This window comes from Pseudocolwellia agarivorans (assembly GCF_002000085.1).
Lineage (GTDB): Bacteria > Pseudomonadota > Gammaproteobacteria > Enterobacterales > Alteromonadaceae > Pseudocolwellia > Pseudocolwellia agarivorans.
Genome location: NZ_MUZU01000005.1, coordinates 234,092 through 254,170, shown reverse-complemented (window position 1 = coordinate 254,170; position 20,079 = coordinate 234,092). Strand labels below are relative to the sequence as shown.

Annotated in this window: 11 protein-coding genes; 7 read left to right on the top strand and 4 right to left on the bottom strand. The window is 36.6% G+C overall.

Annotated features, from left to right (window positions below; translation table 11 throughout):
- Window positions 1–6: 6 nt before the first annotated feature.
- The 5 genes from nosR to B0X80_RS10065 all read left to right on the top strand — a co-directional run bounded on the left by nosR (window position 7) and on the right by B0X80_RS10065 (window position 5,419).
- Window positions 7–1,332: a response regulator c-di-GMP phosphodiesterase, NosR family gene (nosR, locus tag B0X80_RS10085; protein ID WP_077339967.1), complete on the top strand. Its 1,326-nt coding sequence runs from the start codon at window positions 7–9 to the stop codon at window positions 1,330–1,332.
- Window positions 1,333–1,343: 11 nt separating this feature from the next.
- Window positions 1,344–1,889, top strand: coding sequence for a heme NO-binding domain-containing protein (locus B0X80_RS10080; RefSeq protein WP_077339965.1), 546 nt, complete (start codon window positions 1,344–1,346; stop codon window positions 1,887–1,889).
- Window positions 1,890–1,892: 3 nt separating this feature from the next.
- Complete coding sequence (locus B0X80_RS10075; protein ID WP_077339963.1) at window positions 1,893–2,849, top strand: sensor histidine kinase; 957 nt, start codon at window positions 1,893–1,895, stop codon at window positions 2,847–2,849.
- Between the two features lie 106 nt (window positions 2,850–2,955).
- Complete coding sequence (locus B0X80_RS10070; protein WP_077340139.1) at window positions 2,956–3,684, top strand: matrixin family metalloprotease; 729 nt, start codon at window positions 2,956–2,958, stop codon at window positions 3,682–3,684.
- Between the two features lie 178 nt (window positions 3,685–3,862).
- Window positions 3,863–5,419 carry an FG-GAP repeat domain-containing protein gene (locus tag B0X80_RS10065; protein ID WP_139345308.1) on the top strand — a complete coding sequence of 519 codons (1,557 nt, stop codon included), beginning with the start codon at window positions 3,863–3,865 and terminating at the stop codon, window positions 5,417–5,419.
- A gap of 87 nt (window positions 5,420–5,506) precedes the next feature.
- On the opposite strand, the gene B0X80_RS10060 is transcribed toward B0X80_RS10065, so the two are convergent.
- Window positions 5,507–13,948, bottom strand: coding sequence for a DUF6701 domain-containing protein (locus tag B0X80_RS10060; RefSeq protein ID WP_077339959.1), 8,442 nt, complete (start codon window positions 13,946–13,948; stop codon window positions 5,507–5,509).
- 281 nt (window positions 13,949–14,229) lie between these two features.
- Here B0X80_RS10060 and B0X80_RS10055 point away from each other — a divergent pair, with 281 nt between their 5' ends.
- Entirely contained in the window at window positions 14,230–15,132 is a 903-nt protein-coding gene (locus tag B0X80_RS10055; protein ID WP_077339957.1) for a peptidoglycan DD-metalloendopeptidase family protein, read from the top strand.
- A gap of 27 nt (window positions 15,133–15,159) precedes the next feature.
- Here B0X80_RS10055 and B0X80_RS10050 read toward each other — a convergent pair whose 3' ends face one another.
- Complete coding sequence (locus B0X80_RS10050; RefSeq protein WP_077339955.1) at window positions 15,160–16,860, bottom strand: amidohydrolase; 1,701 nt, start codon at window positions 16,858–16,860, stop codon at window positions 15,160–15,162.
- A gap of 30 nt (window positions 16,861–16,890) precedes the next feature.
- The gene (locus tag B0X80_RS10045; RefSeq protein WP_077339953.1) at window positions 16,891–17,907 is read right to left on the bottom strand and encodes a phospholipase A; all 1,017 of its coding nucleotides are present in this window, start codon (window positions 17,905–17,907) and stop codon (window positions 16,891–16,893) included.
- Window positions 17,908–18,164: 257 nt separating this feature from the next.
- Between B0X80_RS10045 and B0X80_RS10040 the strand changes: the two genes are divergently transcribed.
- Entirely contained in the window at window positions 18,165–18,776 is a 612-nt protein-coding gene (locus tag B0X80_RS10040; protein WP_077339951.1) for a DUF952 domain-containing protein, read from the top strand.
- 99 nt (window positions 18,777–18,875) lie between these two features.
- Here B0X80_RS10040 and B0X80_RS10035 read toward each other — a convergent pair whose 3' ends face one another.
- Window positions 18,876–20,063, bottom strand: coding sequence for an amino acid aminotransferase (locus tag B0X80_RS10035; protein WP_076419479.1), 1,188 nt, complete (start codon window positions 20,061–20,063; stop codon window positions 18,876–18,878).
- Between the last annotated feature and the right edge of the window lie 16 nt (window positions 20,064–20,079).

Here is a 20,079-nt window from a genome sequence, read left to right as displayed (position 1 = left end):
AACTTTATGACTGATGAAATAGCTCCTATATCAAGCGAAAAAACGCCTGAAGAAAAAACGCCTTTAACTTTATTACTGCTAGACGACGAGCAAGATATACTCAATGCGCTAAAAAGATTACTGCGTAAAGATTACACCATTATAACGTTTAATCAGGGGAACGAAGCTCTTACATATTTAAAAGAGAATCACGTAGACATGATCATGTCTGATATGCGTATGCCTGAAATGGATGGAGCTAATTTTTTAGCAAAATCTAGAGATATAATTCCCAACGCTGTTCGCCTTTTATTAACTGGTTATAGTGATATGAGCTCAACCATAAAAGCCATAAACGACGGCGGTGTATATACTTATATAAGTAAACCTTGGGACAACCAAGAGCTAAAACTGACCTTAACTAAAGCTGCCGACCACTACCTTCTTAAAAAAGAAGCTAAAAGCCTTAACAAACAAATTGCCAAAGCTAATAAAGAACTTGCCGAATTTAATCAGTCGTTAGAATTAAAAGTTAATCAACGTACAGAAGCATTACAAGCCAGTCAAAAAAAACTAAACAACGCATTCAATACTCAAAAAAGCTTGCTGTATGATGTACTCGACATGATGTCTGCCACTATTGAATATAGAACAGGCTTTAGTGCTGGTCACTCTAAACGCATCGCCATCCAATGCAAAACTTTAGCTAAGTTTATTAAATTAGACGACGCCAATTGCCAACGCATTTATTTATGCGCACTTCTCCATGAAATTGGCACCGTAGGTCTTACCGACGAGGTGCTACAAGCCAGTACATTAGGAGCAGGAAAACTCGACGATGCCTTAGTTAGTCACCCAGTGATTGGAGCTAAAATAGTAGGTAAAGTTAAACGTTTTGCACCATTAATAGAAAACATACTCCATCAAAACGAAAACATTGATGGTACAGGGTTTCCAGGGCATTTATCTGGCGAAAACATTCCGATTGGTGCTCGTATTATTAGAGTTGTTAAAGACTTTGATTTTTTAATTGCTGGTAAAGCCAACAAAAACAAAATGTCTATTCCCAATGCTTACGCATGGATGAAAGAACGCTCAGGGGTTTGGTACGACCGTCATATATTACAGGCATTTATTGACTTACTGGGTAAGCGCGAGTCTGACGAAAACGAAATGGAATTTAGTATAGGGCTAGAAGCATTAAAACCCGGAGATACATTATTAGAAGATTTAATACTGCATAACGGCAACGTCATGCTAAAAGCAGGACAAGAAATTAACAGCACAATGGTTGAAAAATTAAAAGAATACGAAGAAACATACAATACAAAAGTTACGCTATTTATCGCTTGAGGAGAGCTAATATGCAAGGGTCAATATTTACTGCTTTTTCAGATATGATTATAGAAAAAATGGGGATGGAACAATGGAATGAACTCATAGAAAAAACCGAACCGGCGTCTCAAGGTATGTATACAACGGGAGAACAATACGCAGACAGCGAATTAGTTAACATGGTTGTTGTGCTCTCTGAAAAAACAGGTATTGAGCCTGAAAAACTTATTCAAGCTTTTGGGCAATACTTATTTACTTCCCTTTATGCAAATTGTCCTACTGATGTTTCCAATATTAAAACCTTACGTGAGTTTTTACTATCAATACATAGTGTTATTCACGTCGAAGTAAAAAGATTACACCCTAACGCCTACCTACCTAAGTTTGAATATGAAGATGGTGAAGGTACAGATCTCATCATGTATTACAGCTCTAAACGTAAACTTTGTCATGCAAGTATCGGTTTAATTTATGGTGCAGCTAAACAATTTGATGAAGAAATTTCTATATCGCATCCTGAATGTATGCATACCGGTAAAGACAGATGCAAGCTTGTTGTAAAATTTAAGGAGTAAATTTTGTCAACTACAGATCCTTATAAAGCAGCCTATGAACGAGAGCACTTTGCCAGAAAAAAAGCAGAACAATTACTCGATGATAAAACGCGCACCCTCTATGACAGCGTAGTGCAACTACAAAGTACAGTTAGTGCACTTGAAGAAGCTCAAGATCAACTGGTGCAATCTGAAAAAATGGCTTCTATCGGTCAACTTGCTGCTGGCGTTGCTCACGAAATTAATAATCCTATTGGCTTTTCATTAAGTAATTTAACAACATTGTCTGAGTATATAGAGTCATTTATTCACCTTGACGAAATTGTAATTTCTAATATTTCTACATTAACGGATCACCCTCTTACTACCCAATATCAAGCTTACCGAAAACAAGAAGATATGGACTTTATTATAGGTGACTTAAAGGAGTTACTTAGCGACACTATTAAAGGATTAAACCGAGTAAGTGCCATTGTAGCCAACTTGAAAAAAGTCACTCATGCAGGCGAACTTGAAATGGAATTTGGCGATATTAACGACATTATTGATGAATCAATAAAGGTCGTTTGGAGTGAACTCAAATACAAAATGCAGGTGGAAAAACAATTTACAGAGGTGCCTCTAATACTTTGTCATTCTGGTGAAATTCATCAAGTATTAATGAATCTATTTTTAAATGCCTCTCACGCCTGCGAAGATAAAGGTTTACTCATTATTAAAACATATACCAAGAAAGAAAAAGGCAAAAACTGGGTTGTTATTGAAGTAGCAGATAACGGAAAAGGTATGCCACGAGAAGTACGTAAGAAAATATTTGATCCTTTTTTCACAACTAAACCCGTAGGAGTTGGCACAGGTTTAGGCTTATCGGTATCATTCGGTATTATTGAAAAACATAAAGGAATCATCAAAGTAACGAGTGAAGAAGGTAAAGGGACCACTTTTACTATTAGCTTGCCTTTACTAGACGACGAGACCTAATATATTTCATTTATGGCTAAAGTGTCTATTTAACTCGCGGTTACTAGACTAAATAATATAAAACACCTAAACTAAATTATAACTATTACAAACAAAGTCATTCATCATGAGAACTTTTATACAACTAATTAAAATATGCTCTATTACTACTGTTTTACTCTTTTCCTTATCAAGCCAAGCTGGCGTTATTTCAGGATACAAGTGGGGTAATCCCACATTAGGCACACAGGGGGGGGAAGTAACTTGGAGCTTAATGGATAACGGTATTTCATGTTTAGGTGCTTTTGAGCCAACCCCTTGTACGACATCTACTTTATCAAGCTTTATGCCGACAGGTTTTATGACAGAGATCGAAAAAGCGTTTAGTTTATGGTCTTCTATAGCTGATATTACTTTTAAAATGGTTACCGACGGCGGCGAACCTTTTGGCTCAACTCCAGGGGCTGATATTCGTATTGCTGGACATGAGATTGATGGTCCGTCAAAAGATTTAGCACACGCATATTATCCGGAAGGTTTTAACCACAGCGGTGATATACATTTTGATATCGCTGAAGCTTGGAGCATTGATAAGTCAACTTTTTTTGATGTTTATAGTGTTGCGGTACATGAAATAGGACATGCCATTGGTTTAGGCCACTCATCAAATAGAAGTGCCGTAATGCATGAAATATACAAAGGCGCTATTAGCGATTTACATGCCGATGATATAGCAACAGTTTTAGCTATTTATGGTCCTTCAAAAATACAAGCATCAGTACCAGAGCCAAGCTCTCTTATTTTATTTATGTCTATGATTGGTTTAGTGTTAGTTAATCAACGTAAGAAAAGTTAATTAATATCTCCCACCAAAAATAATTTATCGCTAAAGGCATACGTTAATAACGTATGCCTTTTTATTTATCGTCATTCCAAAGCTACATGCTTACAAAATCTTACCTTAATCTTATTGAACTTAACGATACAACTAGTGTTCAATATAAAAACAACTTACTGTTATATTTGCCATTAGAATGAATATTACGTTATCGGATAACAAATCATCTTCAATGACTATCATTTTAGTAAAGACGACTTTTTTATTTATCCTTCTTTTTAGTCACAACAGCTACAGTAAATCATCAAATATTAACTTTATTGAAACGGTGATCACTACTCCTTTTAAACTTACCCACCCTGTTATGCCTATTGATATATTAAATAATAAAGGCAAAGAATTAGTCACTTTTTCTGTTGATGACTTAGGCGATCGATGGTTGATGATTTACGTACTTAACGAACAAGAAACGTATACTGAATATTATAGAACCCCCCTTCCCAAAGATTTCTATAGTTTTGACATTTCAACTTGGCAGGCAGATAAACTACAAACACTTTACTTTTTATCAAGCAATAACATTTACTTATTGAACCAAGCTCAAATAGAAAAAAAGTTACCCTTTAAATCTATTCATGCCATTTCATCTATAGCCAAAGGAAATAACGAACAGTACTTAGCTAAAGCGCATTTTATAAGCCAATTAAGTAACGATAAGTATGACGATATTTATATTGCTGATTTCAATCAAGTGCATGTATTCATACAAACGGAGCAAGGGCTTAAGACATCAGTTTTGCCCATTCAACCTGAAGCTTTATTTACTTCCGAAGAAATAACATACTTTAAAACTAACATACATTTTGGTGATGTAAATTTTGATCACTTACAAGATGTTATGTACATACATAATGGTCAGTTGGTTTACTTTCTTCAGCAAGCTGATTCCACCATAAGCCCTATTCCTCATACTATTGCTATCAATAAACTTATCAGCAATATTGATTGGTGGAATAAGTTAGGCGCAGATGGCGAAAAACTCGATCAAAGCAACCTAAGTTACCGAAAAATAGAACAAATTAAAGATATCAATAACGATAATATTATTGATATGGTGGTTAGGTTTACACAAAGCGAAGGCGTTTTAAATAAAACCAACGACTATGAAATATATTTAGGCCAAAACATCGATAGTAAACTGTATTTTCTCGATCTGCCAGACAGTGCTATAAAAGCAGAAGGCACCTTAACTGACATACAATTTGTTGATATTAATAACGACAAAAAAGATGAAATTTTAGTGGCTGGATTTGATATTGGTTTATCTCAAATTATTGGTGCTTTACTTTCTGGTAGTATAGATCAAGACGTCCATCTATTTTATATGGATGATAAAGGTCACTTTAATAAAAAGTCTAAAGTGACTAAAGAAGTTCAACTGAACTTTAGCTTAAGCTCAGGTACAAGTGGCAATCCGGTTGTTATCTTATTAGATGTAAACGGGGACAAGTTACAAGACTTAATGCTGTCTGAAGACGACGATACCCTCAAAATTTACCTTGGTACTGACAACGCCCGTTTATTTGCTAAAAAGCCTAAAAAATACGAAACAGTTATACCTGATCAAGGAGAAATGTTAGTAACAGACGATCTCAACAACGACGGTAAAGACGATATTTTAATAAAATATGGCAGAGCCGACGAGAAAAAATACCACAACACTTTTCGTATTCTTATGTCAGTTACCCATTAATTGTTTTTAGACACATCGAAGAATCAATTGAGCTATTGTTAAAAATAGCTCAATGTAATGATAGTAAGCGTATCGAATTGAGTGCTATTACCTGAACACTTCTCGCCAGTAAATAACCCTATCGTTACCGCGATAAATACCAAATACGGCGTTAGCTTGTGGATTGAGTTGAGAACCATCTCCTTGCCAATCATATTGTAACCATGGCATAAGTATCGTCTCGTATTCTAGCTCAGCAGTTCCCCTATTACCTGCGCCAGGAGCTTTTAACACAAACGGTCTTTCTCCCTCGCTAAAGGCTTTTGTCGTTGTTGTTTTAACCTCAGTTAAATTAAACTTTGAGACTTTTAACTTATCTGGATCTGCAAAGGTACATTGATCAGCGGTATTGATTATAAACTTATCACCATCCCAGTACTGAGCAAATAAGGTGATAGGTAAATCGCTTGTTTCAGGGCCAAAATTATCATTTAATGCCAAACGGCCATAACGAAGCTTTATTTGTTCGGGGGTTATAGATAAAGGTAACGGTGTGGATGACTGATTTCCAGAGGAATCTGACACACTATCGCTATCTTCAACACTTTCAAGGGTAATAATATATTTAGAAGAAAATTCACCAATTTTTGAATTTGTATTCTTGGTATAGCTAAATTCATCATCTTTGTTAAAAGTATAAGTCAGAGAGCCGTGAATATCTTTATCAGCAGAGTCTTTAGAAATTGACAGTGTACCTGCTGATGATGTTCTATCTACATCCACATTATTTATTAAATCAGCCCCTTTTTGGTCTTCATCAAGTAGTGGAAAAGTTCTCTTTATGCTGGTTTCAGAGGCTTTTAATTTTCTGTAATCAGTATGGGTATAGTTTTGAGTAATACCTCCATCCGCATTCATCGCATTAATAATGAGTTTTGGCGCAGACTGATAGGTAAATTTTTGTCCTGTGTATGTAAAGTGTTGAGCACCAAGTTCGCAAGCATTTTCGAATGAACCGTTACCATTATTTGTATCTATTGATACATCAAAATGATCAGGTATAAAACGCCCTACATCGATCGCTCCACTTGACGGTATGCTTGTGTTTGCAATACCACCGTATTCAAAATCTTGAATATCGACTTTTAATAAACCAACCTCTGAATATTTTGCATCAGAAAGTAACTGACCATTTTCAACTTTTAATGTTACATCTTGGTAACTTGGTAAAGATGAAGTTGTACTCGTAATTGATGAGCTATTAGAACCAGATTCAAGACTCAACTTGCCATTAAAGGTATCAGCCCCCGTTGGCCCCATTCTTTCTACAGATAATTGTAGGCTAGAAGAGGTGTAGTTTTGCGTAATATGCTCAGCTTTAAAATTAGACAGACCTTTTGCATTGTAGGCTGTAACATTTAATTTAAATGTTTTACCCGCGACTATTGTTGGAGTGCCTGAATTGGTATTGTTATTCAATGCCGTAGTATCAAGGTCTGATACTGCCGTTGTTATTCTTAACATTGCGGGGCTTACCCAAAAATTATTACTAACACCAATTAAATTAGCTCCTCCCACACCCTCACTGTACTTAGCATGTAACCGAATTTGCCCTGCATCGTCATATCTAGCGTTTGGAATTATAGCTTTACCCTCATTATCAAAGGTTAACGCCACATTAGTGTAGTCGCCGTGTTTTCCAATAACTGTACTGTTAGCATAAAAAAACTGCCCCGCAGTGCCACTTGGTACCGAATTTTCTTGAGATAGGCCTATATTCACCGTTTTATTATTAAAGGTGCTAACACAAGCGCCATTGTTATTTTCAACTGCTTTAACATGTAAGCTTTTAGGAAAAACTTCTCCTGCTATTTGATTATCAATGGGCGTATCAATATTATTGTTATACAAAAATTTCAATTCAGCATCGTTAAACACCATGTTACATGGCGTTGCGGCTTCACCACCCACACACTGAAAACTATTAATAGACGGGCTATTAACATCTGCATTGACCGATAATGCAACTGTTGCTAGCGTTTTTTGGTCAAAACTAAAAGTTATTTCTTTTGTGAAGGTTCGTGTTGAATTAATTGCCCCATCAATCAAGAAATTAACCGTTTTCGGCTCTTCATTCAATTCAGTACATGCTGCATTATTACAAGCTTTAATTGTTACGTTTTCAGCCTCACAGGTAAGTCCTAAACCATCATGCTCTATTCGATAATGATCTGGAGTTATACTAATATCACATGGGTGCAGTACGTCCATATCGGTTGATATTGCAGAGGCACTTTGCGCAATACGGTACACTCGTAATTCATCAATAGTGCCTTGAAAATATCGATCAGAATAAACCGTATTATTGGTGCTATTTAAATCAGCAGCAATGTATATGTTTTCATCTAAATCAGTAAGTACTCCTGCGACTGATGCAGAAGCAGCACTTACACCATTGATATATATGTGTTGTTCACCATTTTTAAAGGTAAGGGCGATATGCGTCCATTGATTTAATGGTACAGCTGAACCACTGGTGAGTTGAGTATTTAGGTATTGCCACTGAATATTACCGGCACTGTTTAAGTAGATAGAAAAATCGTCGCTTTTACTAAAAATAGTACTCAAACTTGCATTATAAGATGTAGGGTTTATCCATGCGGATACGGTTATTTCATTGAAGTGACTTTGTATATCCGTATTCGGCGCTATAGCATATTGGTCGTTTTCATAACCCGTATAAAAACAGGTACTCGTATTTGAGCCAATATCACCGTCTTTGGCTCGGTCAGTATCATCAAAAACAGGCGTATTTACTGGGTTTAAATTAACGCCATTACCTGTTGCATCTTGCCAGTTTTCTTCAAAATACCAAATACCCAGTAGTTCTTGATCAACGGTAAAATTATCAACGTTAAATACGCGTTCACCAGCGGTTGAATTATAATGCTGCCTAAACCTAAAGCGAACGCTTTCACCTTTGTAATCGGTTAGCGAGCGACTATAATTTTTATAAACAGCAGTATTATCATTTGTGCTAAAAGTTTTTAAGTAGGTCCATGTTGAAGACCCCGCCTTTTGTATTTGTAAATAAGCATAACCACCCAAGAGATTACTCTGATAGTCAAAACTCACTTTAGGATTAACCGCACTTGCTGGAATAGGAATAAACCCATGCATATTGGCGTATTGTTCATAATGACGACGTTGATCTTCATCGTCAGGGTTATTATCTAAAAACCAATCGCCACTAGCTGCGGAACCTGTAACCGTATTTTGATCCGATATTTTCCAATCATGTTGCGTATTCCAATGATCTCTACCATTGGTTGAAGCAGTCGATATTTCTGTATCAAAGTTATTAAAATAAGGAAAAACATATTGCTCTTGAATAAGATCTCCTAACCTAAAGTTATCAACAACAAAAGCACGTTCACCAACAGTACTGTTCCAATACTGCCTAAAACGAATAATAACGGCATCACCTTTGTATGCATCTAAATGCGCTTCAAACTTCACATATTCGTCATGATTCTTGTCTTCAACAAAGTTATACAAACCAATCCAGCGGGTATCATTTTTACGGCGAATTTCTACATAAGCCCCACCATCAAAATTATTTGCTTTGTACCAAAAACTTAATGTAGGCACTACGGCATTCGTAGGAATTTCAATATAATTAGCAAGAGTAATATAATGCTGCCTATGATTTTGCTGCTCTTCAAAGCTTGCATTGTTATCTATAAACCAATCACCCTCGTAAGGAACGTAATCAGTATCATGGCTTTGTGATATCCCCCAATCACCATCAGGGATAAAGTCAGCGCGCTCGGCTTCGGTTTCAAACGTATTTTCGTAAGGGTAACTTAAGTTAATTCTATCATCGTCGCCAATTCTAAAGTCATCAACAGTAAAAAGCCTTTCACCTTCATCGTTATACCAATATTGACGGAATCGCACACGAATAGATTTTCCTTTGTAGGCGCTTAAATCATAGTTATATTTAGTATATTCATCGTGATTAGATTGGTCTGAAAAAGTAAAAAGATGGTTCCAAGTACTTGAGCCTTTTTCTTGTATATAAACGTAAGCAAAACCTCCGAAAACATTAGCCTTATACCAAAAACTTAACTGTGGATTATTTGCATCAGACGCAATGGGCACATAACCTAGCATTGCAGCAAAGTGTTCTCTATGGCTGGCTTGATCTTCATAATCAGCATTATTATCTAAAAAGTAACTACCACTTTTAGGTTGATAAACCGTATTATGCTCTGTAGATATATTCCAATCACCTTGCAAATCCCAATGGTCTCTGCCATTAACACTTGCCGTAGATGTTTCCGTTTCAAAATCATTAAAGTATGGATATTCATAATCAGGTAAATCAATCTCTCCCACTTTGAAGTCATCTACAGTAAATACACGAGCTCCTTCTGTACCATAATAATATTGCCTAAATCTAAAGCGTACTTTTTCGCCAGCATAGGCTGTTAGTGGTATTTCCTCTCGCATATAACCATCATGGTTATATGTACTGGTGTAGGCGCGTAAGTAGGTCCAGTTATCATCACCTAATTTTTGAATATAAATATAAGGTTGGCCTTCAAAAGTATTTAATAAATAATTAAAACTTACTACCACATTACTGGTATCTGCTGGTAAAGGAATATAACCAGACAATGTTGCATAGTGTTCTCTATGGCTGGCTTGATCTTCATTATCAGCATTACCGTCTAAAAAGTAGCTACCGTTTTTAGGATACCATTTAGTGTCATGAGTTGTAGTAATTGCCCAATCACCTTCATTCTGCCATTCTTCTTGCTCAGCAGGTGTTTCAAAAGTATTTACATAAGGGTATGGTAACTCGTCAGTGAGCTCACCAATAAACACGTTGTCAATTGAGAATACGCGCTGATGATTAGGCGCAGGGCGTGTATCGGAATACCAATATTGTCTAAATCTAAAACGAACTTTCTTACCCGCGTAAGCCCCTAAAAAATATTCAAATTTAGTGTAAGGGGTATGATTAACCACTTCATTGAACGTCTTTAAATTTCGCCATGTATTTGAACCGAACTCTTGAATTTGTACGTACCCCTGCCCACCAAATACCTTTGTGTTGTAATCAAAACTAAGCATAGGGTTTGCGGGCTTCTCAGGTAAAGTTACAAAACCATTCATAGTAGCGTAATGTTCTCGATGATTGGCTTGCTCTTCATTGTTGGCGTTGTTATCTAGAAAGTATTCGCCACTTTCTGGTATATAAATACTGTCGTGGGCTTTTGAAATATCCCAATCGCCTGTATTTTTCCACTGATCTTGCCCATTAATTACCGCGGTAGAAATAGGTGTTTCAAAATCGTTAAAATATGGATAGTTATATTCATCAAGCGTTACATATTCAACCTTAAAATTGTCGATAGAAAAAACTCGCGCACCACCACTAGAGTAATGATATTGTCGAAATCTAAAGCGGACTTTTTCACCACCATAAGCGGCTAAAGAAATTTCTTCTTTAGTATATTTGTTGTGGTTAAGCTGATCAGTATAGGCTTTTAAATAAGTCCAATTACTCTGACCTAATTTTTGTATATACAGCTCAAATTGCCCATCTTTTGCAGCTAATACATAATCAAAATTGACGACAACGTTACTACTATCAGCAGGTAACGGTATATAACCAGACAACGTCGCAAAGTGTTCTCTATGATTGGCTTGATCTTCATTATCAGCGTTATTGTCTAGAAAGTATGAACCACTGCTTGGATACCATTTAGTATCATGCGCGGTAGATATGTTCCAATCTCCATCGGGGTACCATTGTGCTTGTTCTTCAGGTGTTTCAAAACCGTTTGCGTATGGAAAAGGTAACGCTTGGGTTAATTCGCCAATAAAAAAATTATCGATAGGAAATACGCGTTTTCCTGCCTCTGAATTCCAATATTGCCTAAAACGAAACCGAACTTTTTTTCCTAAATATCCCGATAAATTATATTCATATTTAGTGTAAAGCGTGTGATTAAGTTGCTCGGTAAAGGTTTTTAAATAGGCCCAAGTACTAGAACCTTCTTCCTGTATTTGTAAATAAGTATTCCCCCCATTTATCGACAAAATGTAATCAAAGCTAACCATGGGATTAGCCGGAGATGTAGGTAATTGAACAAATCCCTTCATCGTTGAATAATGATCACGATGGTTGGCTTGATCTACATATTCAACATTGTTGTCTAAAAAATAAGAACCGTCTTTAGGTACATAAACCCCGTCATGCGCCTGCGAAACACCCCAATCACCAATGTGTTGCCATTGATCTTGCCCATTATCTGTGGGGGTTGATATTGAAGTTTCAAAATCATTGAAGTAAGGATAAGCATATTCCTCTAAATTCGCTTGTTTAACTTGAAAATTATCGACGGTAAACACACGAGCTCCAGTATCAGCGTTCCAATACTGTCTGAACCTAAAACGTACTTTTTCACCGGCGTATGCGGCTAACGATATTTCTTCTTGAGTATAAGTTTTTCGATTAAATTGTTCTGTGTATGTTTTTAAGGCTACCCAATTACTTTCTCCAAGTTTTTGAATATATAAATACGCTTGCCCATTTTTAATACTTGCTAAAAAATCATAGCTAACAACAACGTTACTGCTATCAGTCGGCAGTGGTATATAACCAGACATAGTTGCATAGTGCTCTCGATGAAGTGCTTGATCTTCTTTGTCAGGATTATTGTCTAAAAAATAATTTCCACTGCTAGGAAACCATTGACTATCATGAGCTGTAGAAATGCCCCAATCACCATCAGGGTACCATTGCGCTTTTTCTGCGACTGTTTCAAAGTCATTGATGTAAGGGAAAGGTAGTTCGTCTGTGAGTTCACCAACAAAAATATTATCAATAGAAAATGCTCGAGCATTTAGATGATTACTGTACCAATACTGCCTAAAGCGGAAACGAACTTTTTTACCTAAATAGTTTGAAAGATGATATTCGTACTTTGTGTGAGGGCTATGATTCAATTGCTCATTAAAGGTTTTTAAATATGTCCATGTTGTAGAGCCATACTCTTGAATTTGTAAATAAACTTGCCCATCAAAAATACTAGATAAATAATCAAAGCTGATCATCGGATTAGCAGAGCCTGAAGGCAGAGTAATAAAGCCATTCATGGTGACATAATGGTCGTAATATTGTACTTCTTTTTCATTATTGTAATTATTATCTAAGAAGTAATTACCTTCACTAGGAGACCATAATCCATCATGTGCTTGAGAGCTATTCCAGTTTCCTTCATAGTTAAAATGCTCTCGCAAATTAGCGGTTTCAAAACCGTTGGTGTATGGATAACTGTAATCGTCTGATTGAAAGTCACCAATACGAAGATCATCGATGACAAACAAGCGAGGTCCAGCACCTGTGTTATGGTATTGGAGAAATCGAATTTGAACAGCTTGGCCCTTATAACTTGCTAAACTGACTTCCCGCTTTGTATATTCGTCATGGTTATCTCTATCGGTGTAGGTTTCTAACGCATTCCAACTTGTGCCATTAGTTGATATTTGACTATACACTTGGCCTGAAAATAATCCTGATTTATAGTAATAACTTAGTGTGGGTTGCACCGCATTCGTTGGAATATAAACAGGCTTGTTTAAAGTAATATAATCATTACGATGAAGTTCTTGGTCCACTTGTGATGGATTATTATCTATAAATTTTGAACCTGATCGGGCTTGCCAAGCCGAATGGCCTGTACTACTCATTGCCCAGTCGTTATCTGGTGTCCATTCAGTATTCGCACCTTCAAAGTCAGTTTCGTAGGGGTAACTTAAACAACAATCGGGTGATTGCGCCGCTAATGCGGCTATTTCGGCAGGGGTAAGCACACCAGAATATATTCTAAAGTCGTCAATAGAACCGTCTAAGTAATCATTACTGCCTGTTCGTGTTCCTATACTCAATGGCTTAGGATTAGAGCGAGCTGTTAGTGTTTCTGAACCGTTATTATCTAATACGCCGTCAATATATACCGACCACGTATTATCTGTTGCGCTAGTCACAACGGCAATATGCATCCAAGTGTTTGTAGCTGTAATGGCTGAGCTAGTGCGAATACTCTCATTAGTACCTGTTTTATTAATGTCTAGGTACATAATATTGTCAGGTTCCCAGCGTATTTCCCAACCATCATCAAAGCCAAAAATACGCCTTCTAACAGGAGATTTGGGGGGCACTTTCAACCAAAAAGCAACGACACCATCAGCAGGGGGTAGGAAGGCTGATGATCTAACGCTGGTTTTATTAGCGCGGTTAAACTCTAGGTAATAATTAGGGCCATTAGCAACCCAAGTAGGACTATTAAGTAGCGTACCATCACGACCATTACCGCTAACATCTGCCGTATTTTGATTGAGGCCTTCAGAAAAGGTGTAGTGAAGTTGTAAGGTATAACAATTACTGGTATTTGGGGGCGAGCAAGCAGCTGCATTGGCTTGGCCACTGTATAAGGAAACGCTTATTAATATGAATACAAATAATTTCAACATCGTTAATTTAGCTTAACTCTCTTTGTGGTAAATAAACCAAGTACTGTTTTTATAAACAATATCATATCCTATTATTATTGTTTTAACACTACGCCACACTATTGCAACACTTATGTCTAAGTATAGACTGCTCATCACAATATCGAAGTTTTATATGAAGTTATTGCAAAAGCTTAGATCTTATTCATAATCAACACGTTCGTGTGCTATACCCGTTACCATTCAAGATGCAGGTTTCAGTGATAACGGGTATATAAATTAAACGGAGTTTAGGTAGATTGATGGAACATTATGGTTTTAAAATTTTGGTGGTTTATATCACCTCTGTGTTTTTTATAGCGAGTTCAGCATTCGCGGCCAATATATACAAATATAAAGATAGCGCAGGCAATTGGGTTTATAGTGACAAACCACCGATTACAGATGTAAAAGTAGAAACCACTCAATATGCTGATACGGTAAAAAAGCGTTCTCCGATAAAAACTCAAGTACTTTACGAACAAGAAGTGTATAAATTTATAGTCGAAAATACCTTTTACGCGCCTGTAGAAATTGAATTGACTTTTTTACACAATCAAGAAAAAAGTCGATATGTAATACTCGCTAAATCTAAAAGAGTCATCTACTCAAATGTAGAACCCATGCCTAAATCCTCATATCGTTGGATAATAGGGGACCCGTCTAAAACTCCCGATAATTTCAGCTATAAGCTTCCATTTTCATCTGGCTTACCTAAAAAGGTGACTCAATCATTTAATGGTCGTTTTTCTCATAACAAGTCACCTAATAATTTTGCTGTAGATATTGCTATGCCTGTAGGTACATACATAACAGCAGCTCGTGATGGTACCGTTATTGAAGCAAAAGATGATTATCACATGGGCGGGAAAACCGCTTATTTTTTAGATAAAGCCAACAAGGTTACAGTATTACATGAAGACGGTACTTACGCCCTGTACGCCCACATTTTATTAGGAACGGCTCAAGTAAAACTTGGCGATAAAGTTAAGGTAGGAGATATTATTGCTCGTTCAGGTTCTTCTGGTTATTCAACAGGGCCTCACCTGCATTTTATTATTTATAGAAATGCAGGTTTTAATACGGTTTCTATTCCTTTTGTTTTTCAATCAGGCGGCCGTTCTGTTACTCCGAAACGAGGCATGATGCTGCAGTATTCGGAGTAACGCGCTTAATTTAAAAGTGGTGAGGGATTATTTAGAGGTAGCGCTATACACAATTTCATCATTTATGATCGTGCTCATCACCTTAATGTTTTTTATATTTTTAGGCGACACCGCTCTAGGATCATCGGCTAAAACAACCATATCAGCTTGCTTACCCACTTCAAGAGTTCCGTATTTATCTTCTTCAAAACCTGCGTAGGCATTTGCTGATGTGTAAGCCGTTAGCGCTTCTTCCACCGTGATTTTTTGCTCAGGTAACCAGCCTTGAGGGTTTAAATTATCGGTTGTTTGACGAGTAACCGCTGAATAAACACCATGTAACGGTGATAAAGGTGCTACAGGCCAATCAGAACCGAAAGATAAAATTGCGCCGCTATCTAAAATATCTCTAAACGCATATGTTGATTTTATTCGTTCAGCACCAATACTTGCTTCTGCCCAGCGGCCATCATCTACAGCGTGCGAAGGTTGTGCTGCTGCAATAATTTTTTGCTGACTAATCGACTTAATAGCTTTTAAGCTAGGGTGCTGAAAGTGCTCAATTCTAAAACGTGCTGCTTTAACATTATCGCCAGCAATTTCTTTATAATTGCTAATAACATTATCAATCGCCTTATCGCCAATAGCATGTATAGCAAGACGTAAATCAGCGTTATAAGCGCCGGCTATCATTTCTTTAAGTGCGCTAGGCTCTGTAAGTGGAGCACCTGATGTATCTGCATTGTTTGAATAAGGTTTATGAAACCAAGCGGTAGCAGCACCTAAAGAGCCATCAACAAAACCTTTTACTCCTCCCCAACCTAATAAATCGTCTCCAACACCTTGAGTAAGTACAAGTTGTTGAAGCGACTTCCAATGTTCAATTGGCGTGTAAACATAGGTTCTTAGCTTCATTAATCCACGCTGTTTCGCTAAACGAAAATTACCAAGCATCGTTGTTTCTGTTTCATTGGCCGTTACTGCAAAAACTTTAGTAAGACCAAGGCTTAACGCGTGAGATTGCGCTAAAGCATATGATTCTAGTATTTCTTGTTCTGAGGGTTGAGGAATAATTGAAAAAACTAAATTTAACGCATTACCTTTTAATATACCGGTTGGTTCACCGTTAGCGTCTTTTAAAATAGTGCCACCGCTGGGTGCTTGAGTATCTTTATTAATACCTGCTGCGGCTAATGCAGCCGAGTTAGCCAAAGCCATATGTCCATCTAAACGAATAACAAAAACAGGGTTTGATTTTGTCGTTTTATCAATCCAATTTTTATGGGGTAGCTCACCATTCCAGTTTTCATGGTCCCAATTGCCATTCAGTATCCACTTATTGCTTTCACTTTTTTTGGCAAAATCTGTTATACGTTGAGTAAATTCTTCTGGCGATTTAGCATCTCGTAAATCAACACTCGCTAATGCCGCACCACCTTCAAAAAAATGAACATGATTATCAACAAAACCGGGCATCATAAATGCACCTTTAAGGTCTATAGTATTGCTCGCTTGAACTTCCCCGTTATTATTACCGACATAAACAATTTTACCGTTTTTGGTGGCTAGTAATGTTTTAGGTTGTTCACCTTTAACGCCTGTCCAAATAACACCATGCGTATAGAGATTATCAGCACTAATTTTATGACTACTTTCTGGTGTAATGTTATGAGACTTTTGTTGTTTTTCGCAGCCCACAGTAAAAGCTAATAAGAATATGATTAATGTTATTATTTTTTTTCCGTACATTTTATCTCCAAAAAATTGAGAGTAATCAGCTTATAAAACGTCTGTTAATGCAAAGCCAATACCTAAACGCTGTTGGGAGTGGTTATAGTCAATTAAGCTTTCACCATAACCGTTTGTGTATTGAATATATCCGCGTAGTTTCCCCCACAAAGGGAACGTTAACCCTAGTTCCATTCCACCATTATGGGTTTTAAAATTTTCATGACCTTTAAATGAAAACTCATACTCTTCCCATTTATACACAGTGGCTAACTGAAAATACCCCATATAATCACTAATATCAGGGTTGTCGTCACCCTTGGGATCTAAATCAAACTCTTTATCACTTTCAGGAATTCGCCACCAAGGTTGAAAAGATAATGCAAAGTTATCTTTTTCAAATAAAAAGTTGATGTAAGTTCTATTCCAACTACGAGATAACCCCTGAGCTCTACCATTAGACTGATGCTCTAAACCTACAACAATGGCGGTATTACCATCAAAAGGATGATACCTAAGCGGGCTTAAGTAAAAAACTTCGGGTTGATAATTAGTTTCTCTAAAAGGTTTCGATATACCATCTGAATATACTTGCCACCACGACTGCATAGTAAAACCAAAAAAGATCCCATCATCACGCGTAAATATTTTTTGAGTATTTAACGGTACCTTAATACTGAGTTGAAATTTAGCTTCAGTATTAATTAAAGAGTCTCCCCAATCGTTTACCGTGTCATATACATCTTTATTAATATTATTGGTATAACTTACGGGTAATATGTAATTCATTTTATGAGGTGTGATTACATAGGGATCAAAGGCTGTACGTTTCTCACTAATAATTCTATTGGCGATCCGACCTTTTTTCATATGAGGAGGCGTAACCTCTTCCATGCTACAAATTTTCTTTATATCATCATAGGTTAATGCTTTTTTAGCTGTTTTTATTGTACTTAAAATACACTCATCACTTACGCTTTCAGCTAATAATTCAGATGAAAATAAAGATAAATAAACTAAAACGGAAAGTTGATAACATTTTTTTATTGAATGAAATATTGAATGCATCTAAACACTTTTAAGTGAAATGGCGAGATAGATATTGTAGTAGAAGCTTTTGCACTAATAAAGGTGATTTTTTAATCTCAAACAAATGAGAAATCAACTTGGCCGTGGTATTTAACGATTCCCTTTAACTAAATTCATACGTAATTAAAAGATAAATCACACAATTCATGGAATGGCGACAGCCAAGGCGATATTATTAAAGTGCTAAGACCATGCTTTAAATACGCTAACACTATAAACTAAAAACAGGAATTTCCATGGAATTTACAGCAAAAATCAACTCCATTCTTCGTTCTGACAACTACCCTGAATTAATCTTAGGAAAAATTTATTCATTTGAGAAAAAAGGGAGCAGAATATTCTTTGATAGCATTCCTGTATGGCTAACGCGTAATGATTGGACCGCCCAAGCAGAAATCAGCATTATTAGCCAAACATTAGAAAATAACACCTTAAAAGGCACCTTTAGAGTTGATTATATTTATCAAGGTTCTGAACAATTAACTGTTACCCAAATGTTTATACGCATGTATCGCGGATTAAGTGATCCCTATATATATTTACTATCATCTCAAAAAGAATATGACCACGCAGTAAACCAAGGAACGTTAGCACGAGACTCAATTAAAACAGAAGGCTTCATCCATGCATCGCCTAAAAACCAGTTAACGCGTATTGCTAACAAATATTATAAAGAGACAATCAATCCACTGATTTTAGTGGTTGATAAAAGCAAAATAACCGCAGAAGTAAAATGGGAACCGGCAACCGGTGGGTTATATCCTCATATTTATGGTGTATTGAATACTGAAGCCATTATTGAAGCAAAAACAATAGCGTTGAATAAAAGTGGTGAGTTTCTTTTATAAAAAGACCACCACAGCGCTACATTAAACCCATAAAAAAAGCGAAACAGCATAAACTGTTTCGCTTTAATCAAATATGTAATACGTTTTAAAAAATATAAATTATAAAACTTTAGCGATAGACTCAGCTAAATAATCAACATTACTTGGCGAGATACCTGCAATACTCATACGGCTAGAACCCACCATATAAACACTGTATTCATCTTGCAATTGTTGAACTTGCTCAGGAGTAATACCTAAGAAAGAGAACATACCTTTTTGGTTAGCAATAAAGCTAAAGTCTCTTGTAACGCCTTTTTCAATAAGCTTATCCACAATAACTTTACGGTTACCGTTAATACGATTACGCATTTCAGCTAACTCAATGTGCCATTCTTTAGTAAGCTCTTCAGAGCCTAAAATAGTTTCAACAAGAGCAGCACCGTGCGCTGGAGGCATAGAATAAATAACACGAGCTACACCCAACACTACTGATAATGCAATTTCAGTTGTTGCTGGTGTTTCACCAATAACAGTACAAGCACCAATACGTTCACGGTATAAACCAAAGTTTTTAGAGCATGAGCTACATAAAATCATGTTATCAACAGTATCAGCCATTAAGCGAACGCCGTAAGCGTCTTCTTCTAAGCCGTCTCCAAAACCTTGGTACGCCATATCAATTAACGGAGTAAAACCAACTTCTTTAGCAACTTGGGCTACTTGTTGCCATTGCTCTTGTGATAAATCCATACCTGATGGGTTATGACAACAAGCATGTAACAATACAAAATCGTCTGCTGATACATTTTTTAACGCGTTTAACATGGCGTCAAAATCTAATGTTTTGTTTTCGTAATCGTAATATGGGTATTCAGCAATTTCTAAACCTGACGCAGTAAAAACACCTTTGTGATTTGCCCAAGTAGGGTTTGAAAGCCAAATTTTAGCATTTGATTTGCAACGAGCAATAAATTCGCCAGCTACACGTAAAGCACCAGTACCACCTGGAGTAGAAACAGTTTTAACACGGTTTTCATTAATAACTTTATGATCACCAAAAATAAGCGATGTCATTCTTTCATTATATAATGGAGAACCTGTGCCGCCAATGTAGGTTTTAGTCAATTCATTTTCTAAACGGAATTTTTCAGCTTTTTTAACACACTCTAAAATCGTGGTGTCACCAGCTTCGTTTTTATAAACACCTACACCCAAATCAATTTTTAGCGGATTTTCATCAGCGCGATACTTAATAGATAAACCTAAAATAGGATCTGCTGGCAAAGCTTCTAAGCGACCAAACATGGCTCAAATTACCTTC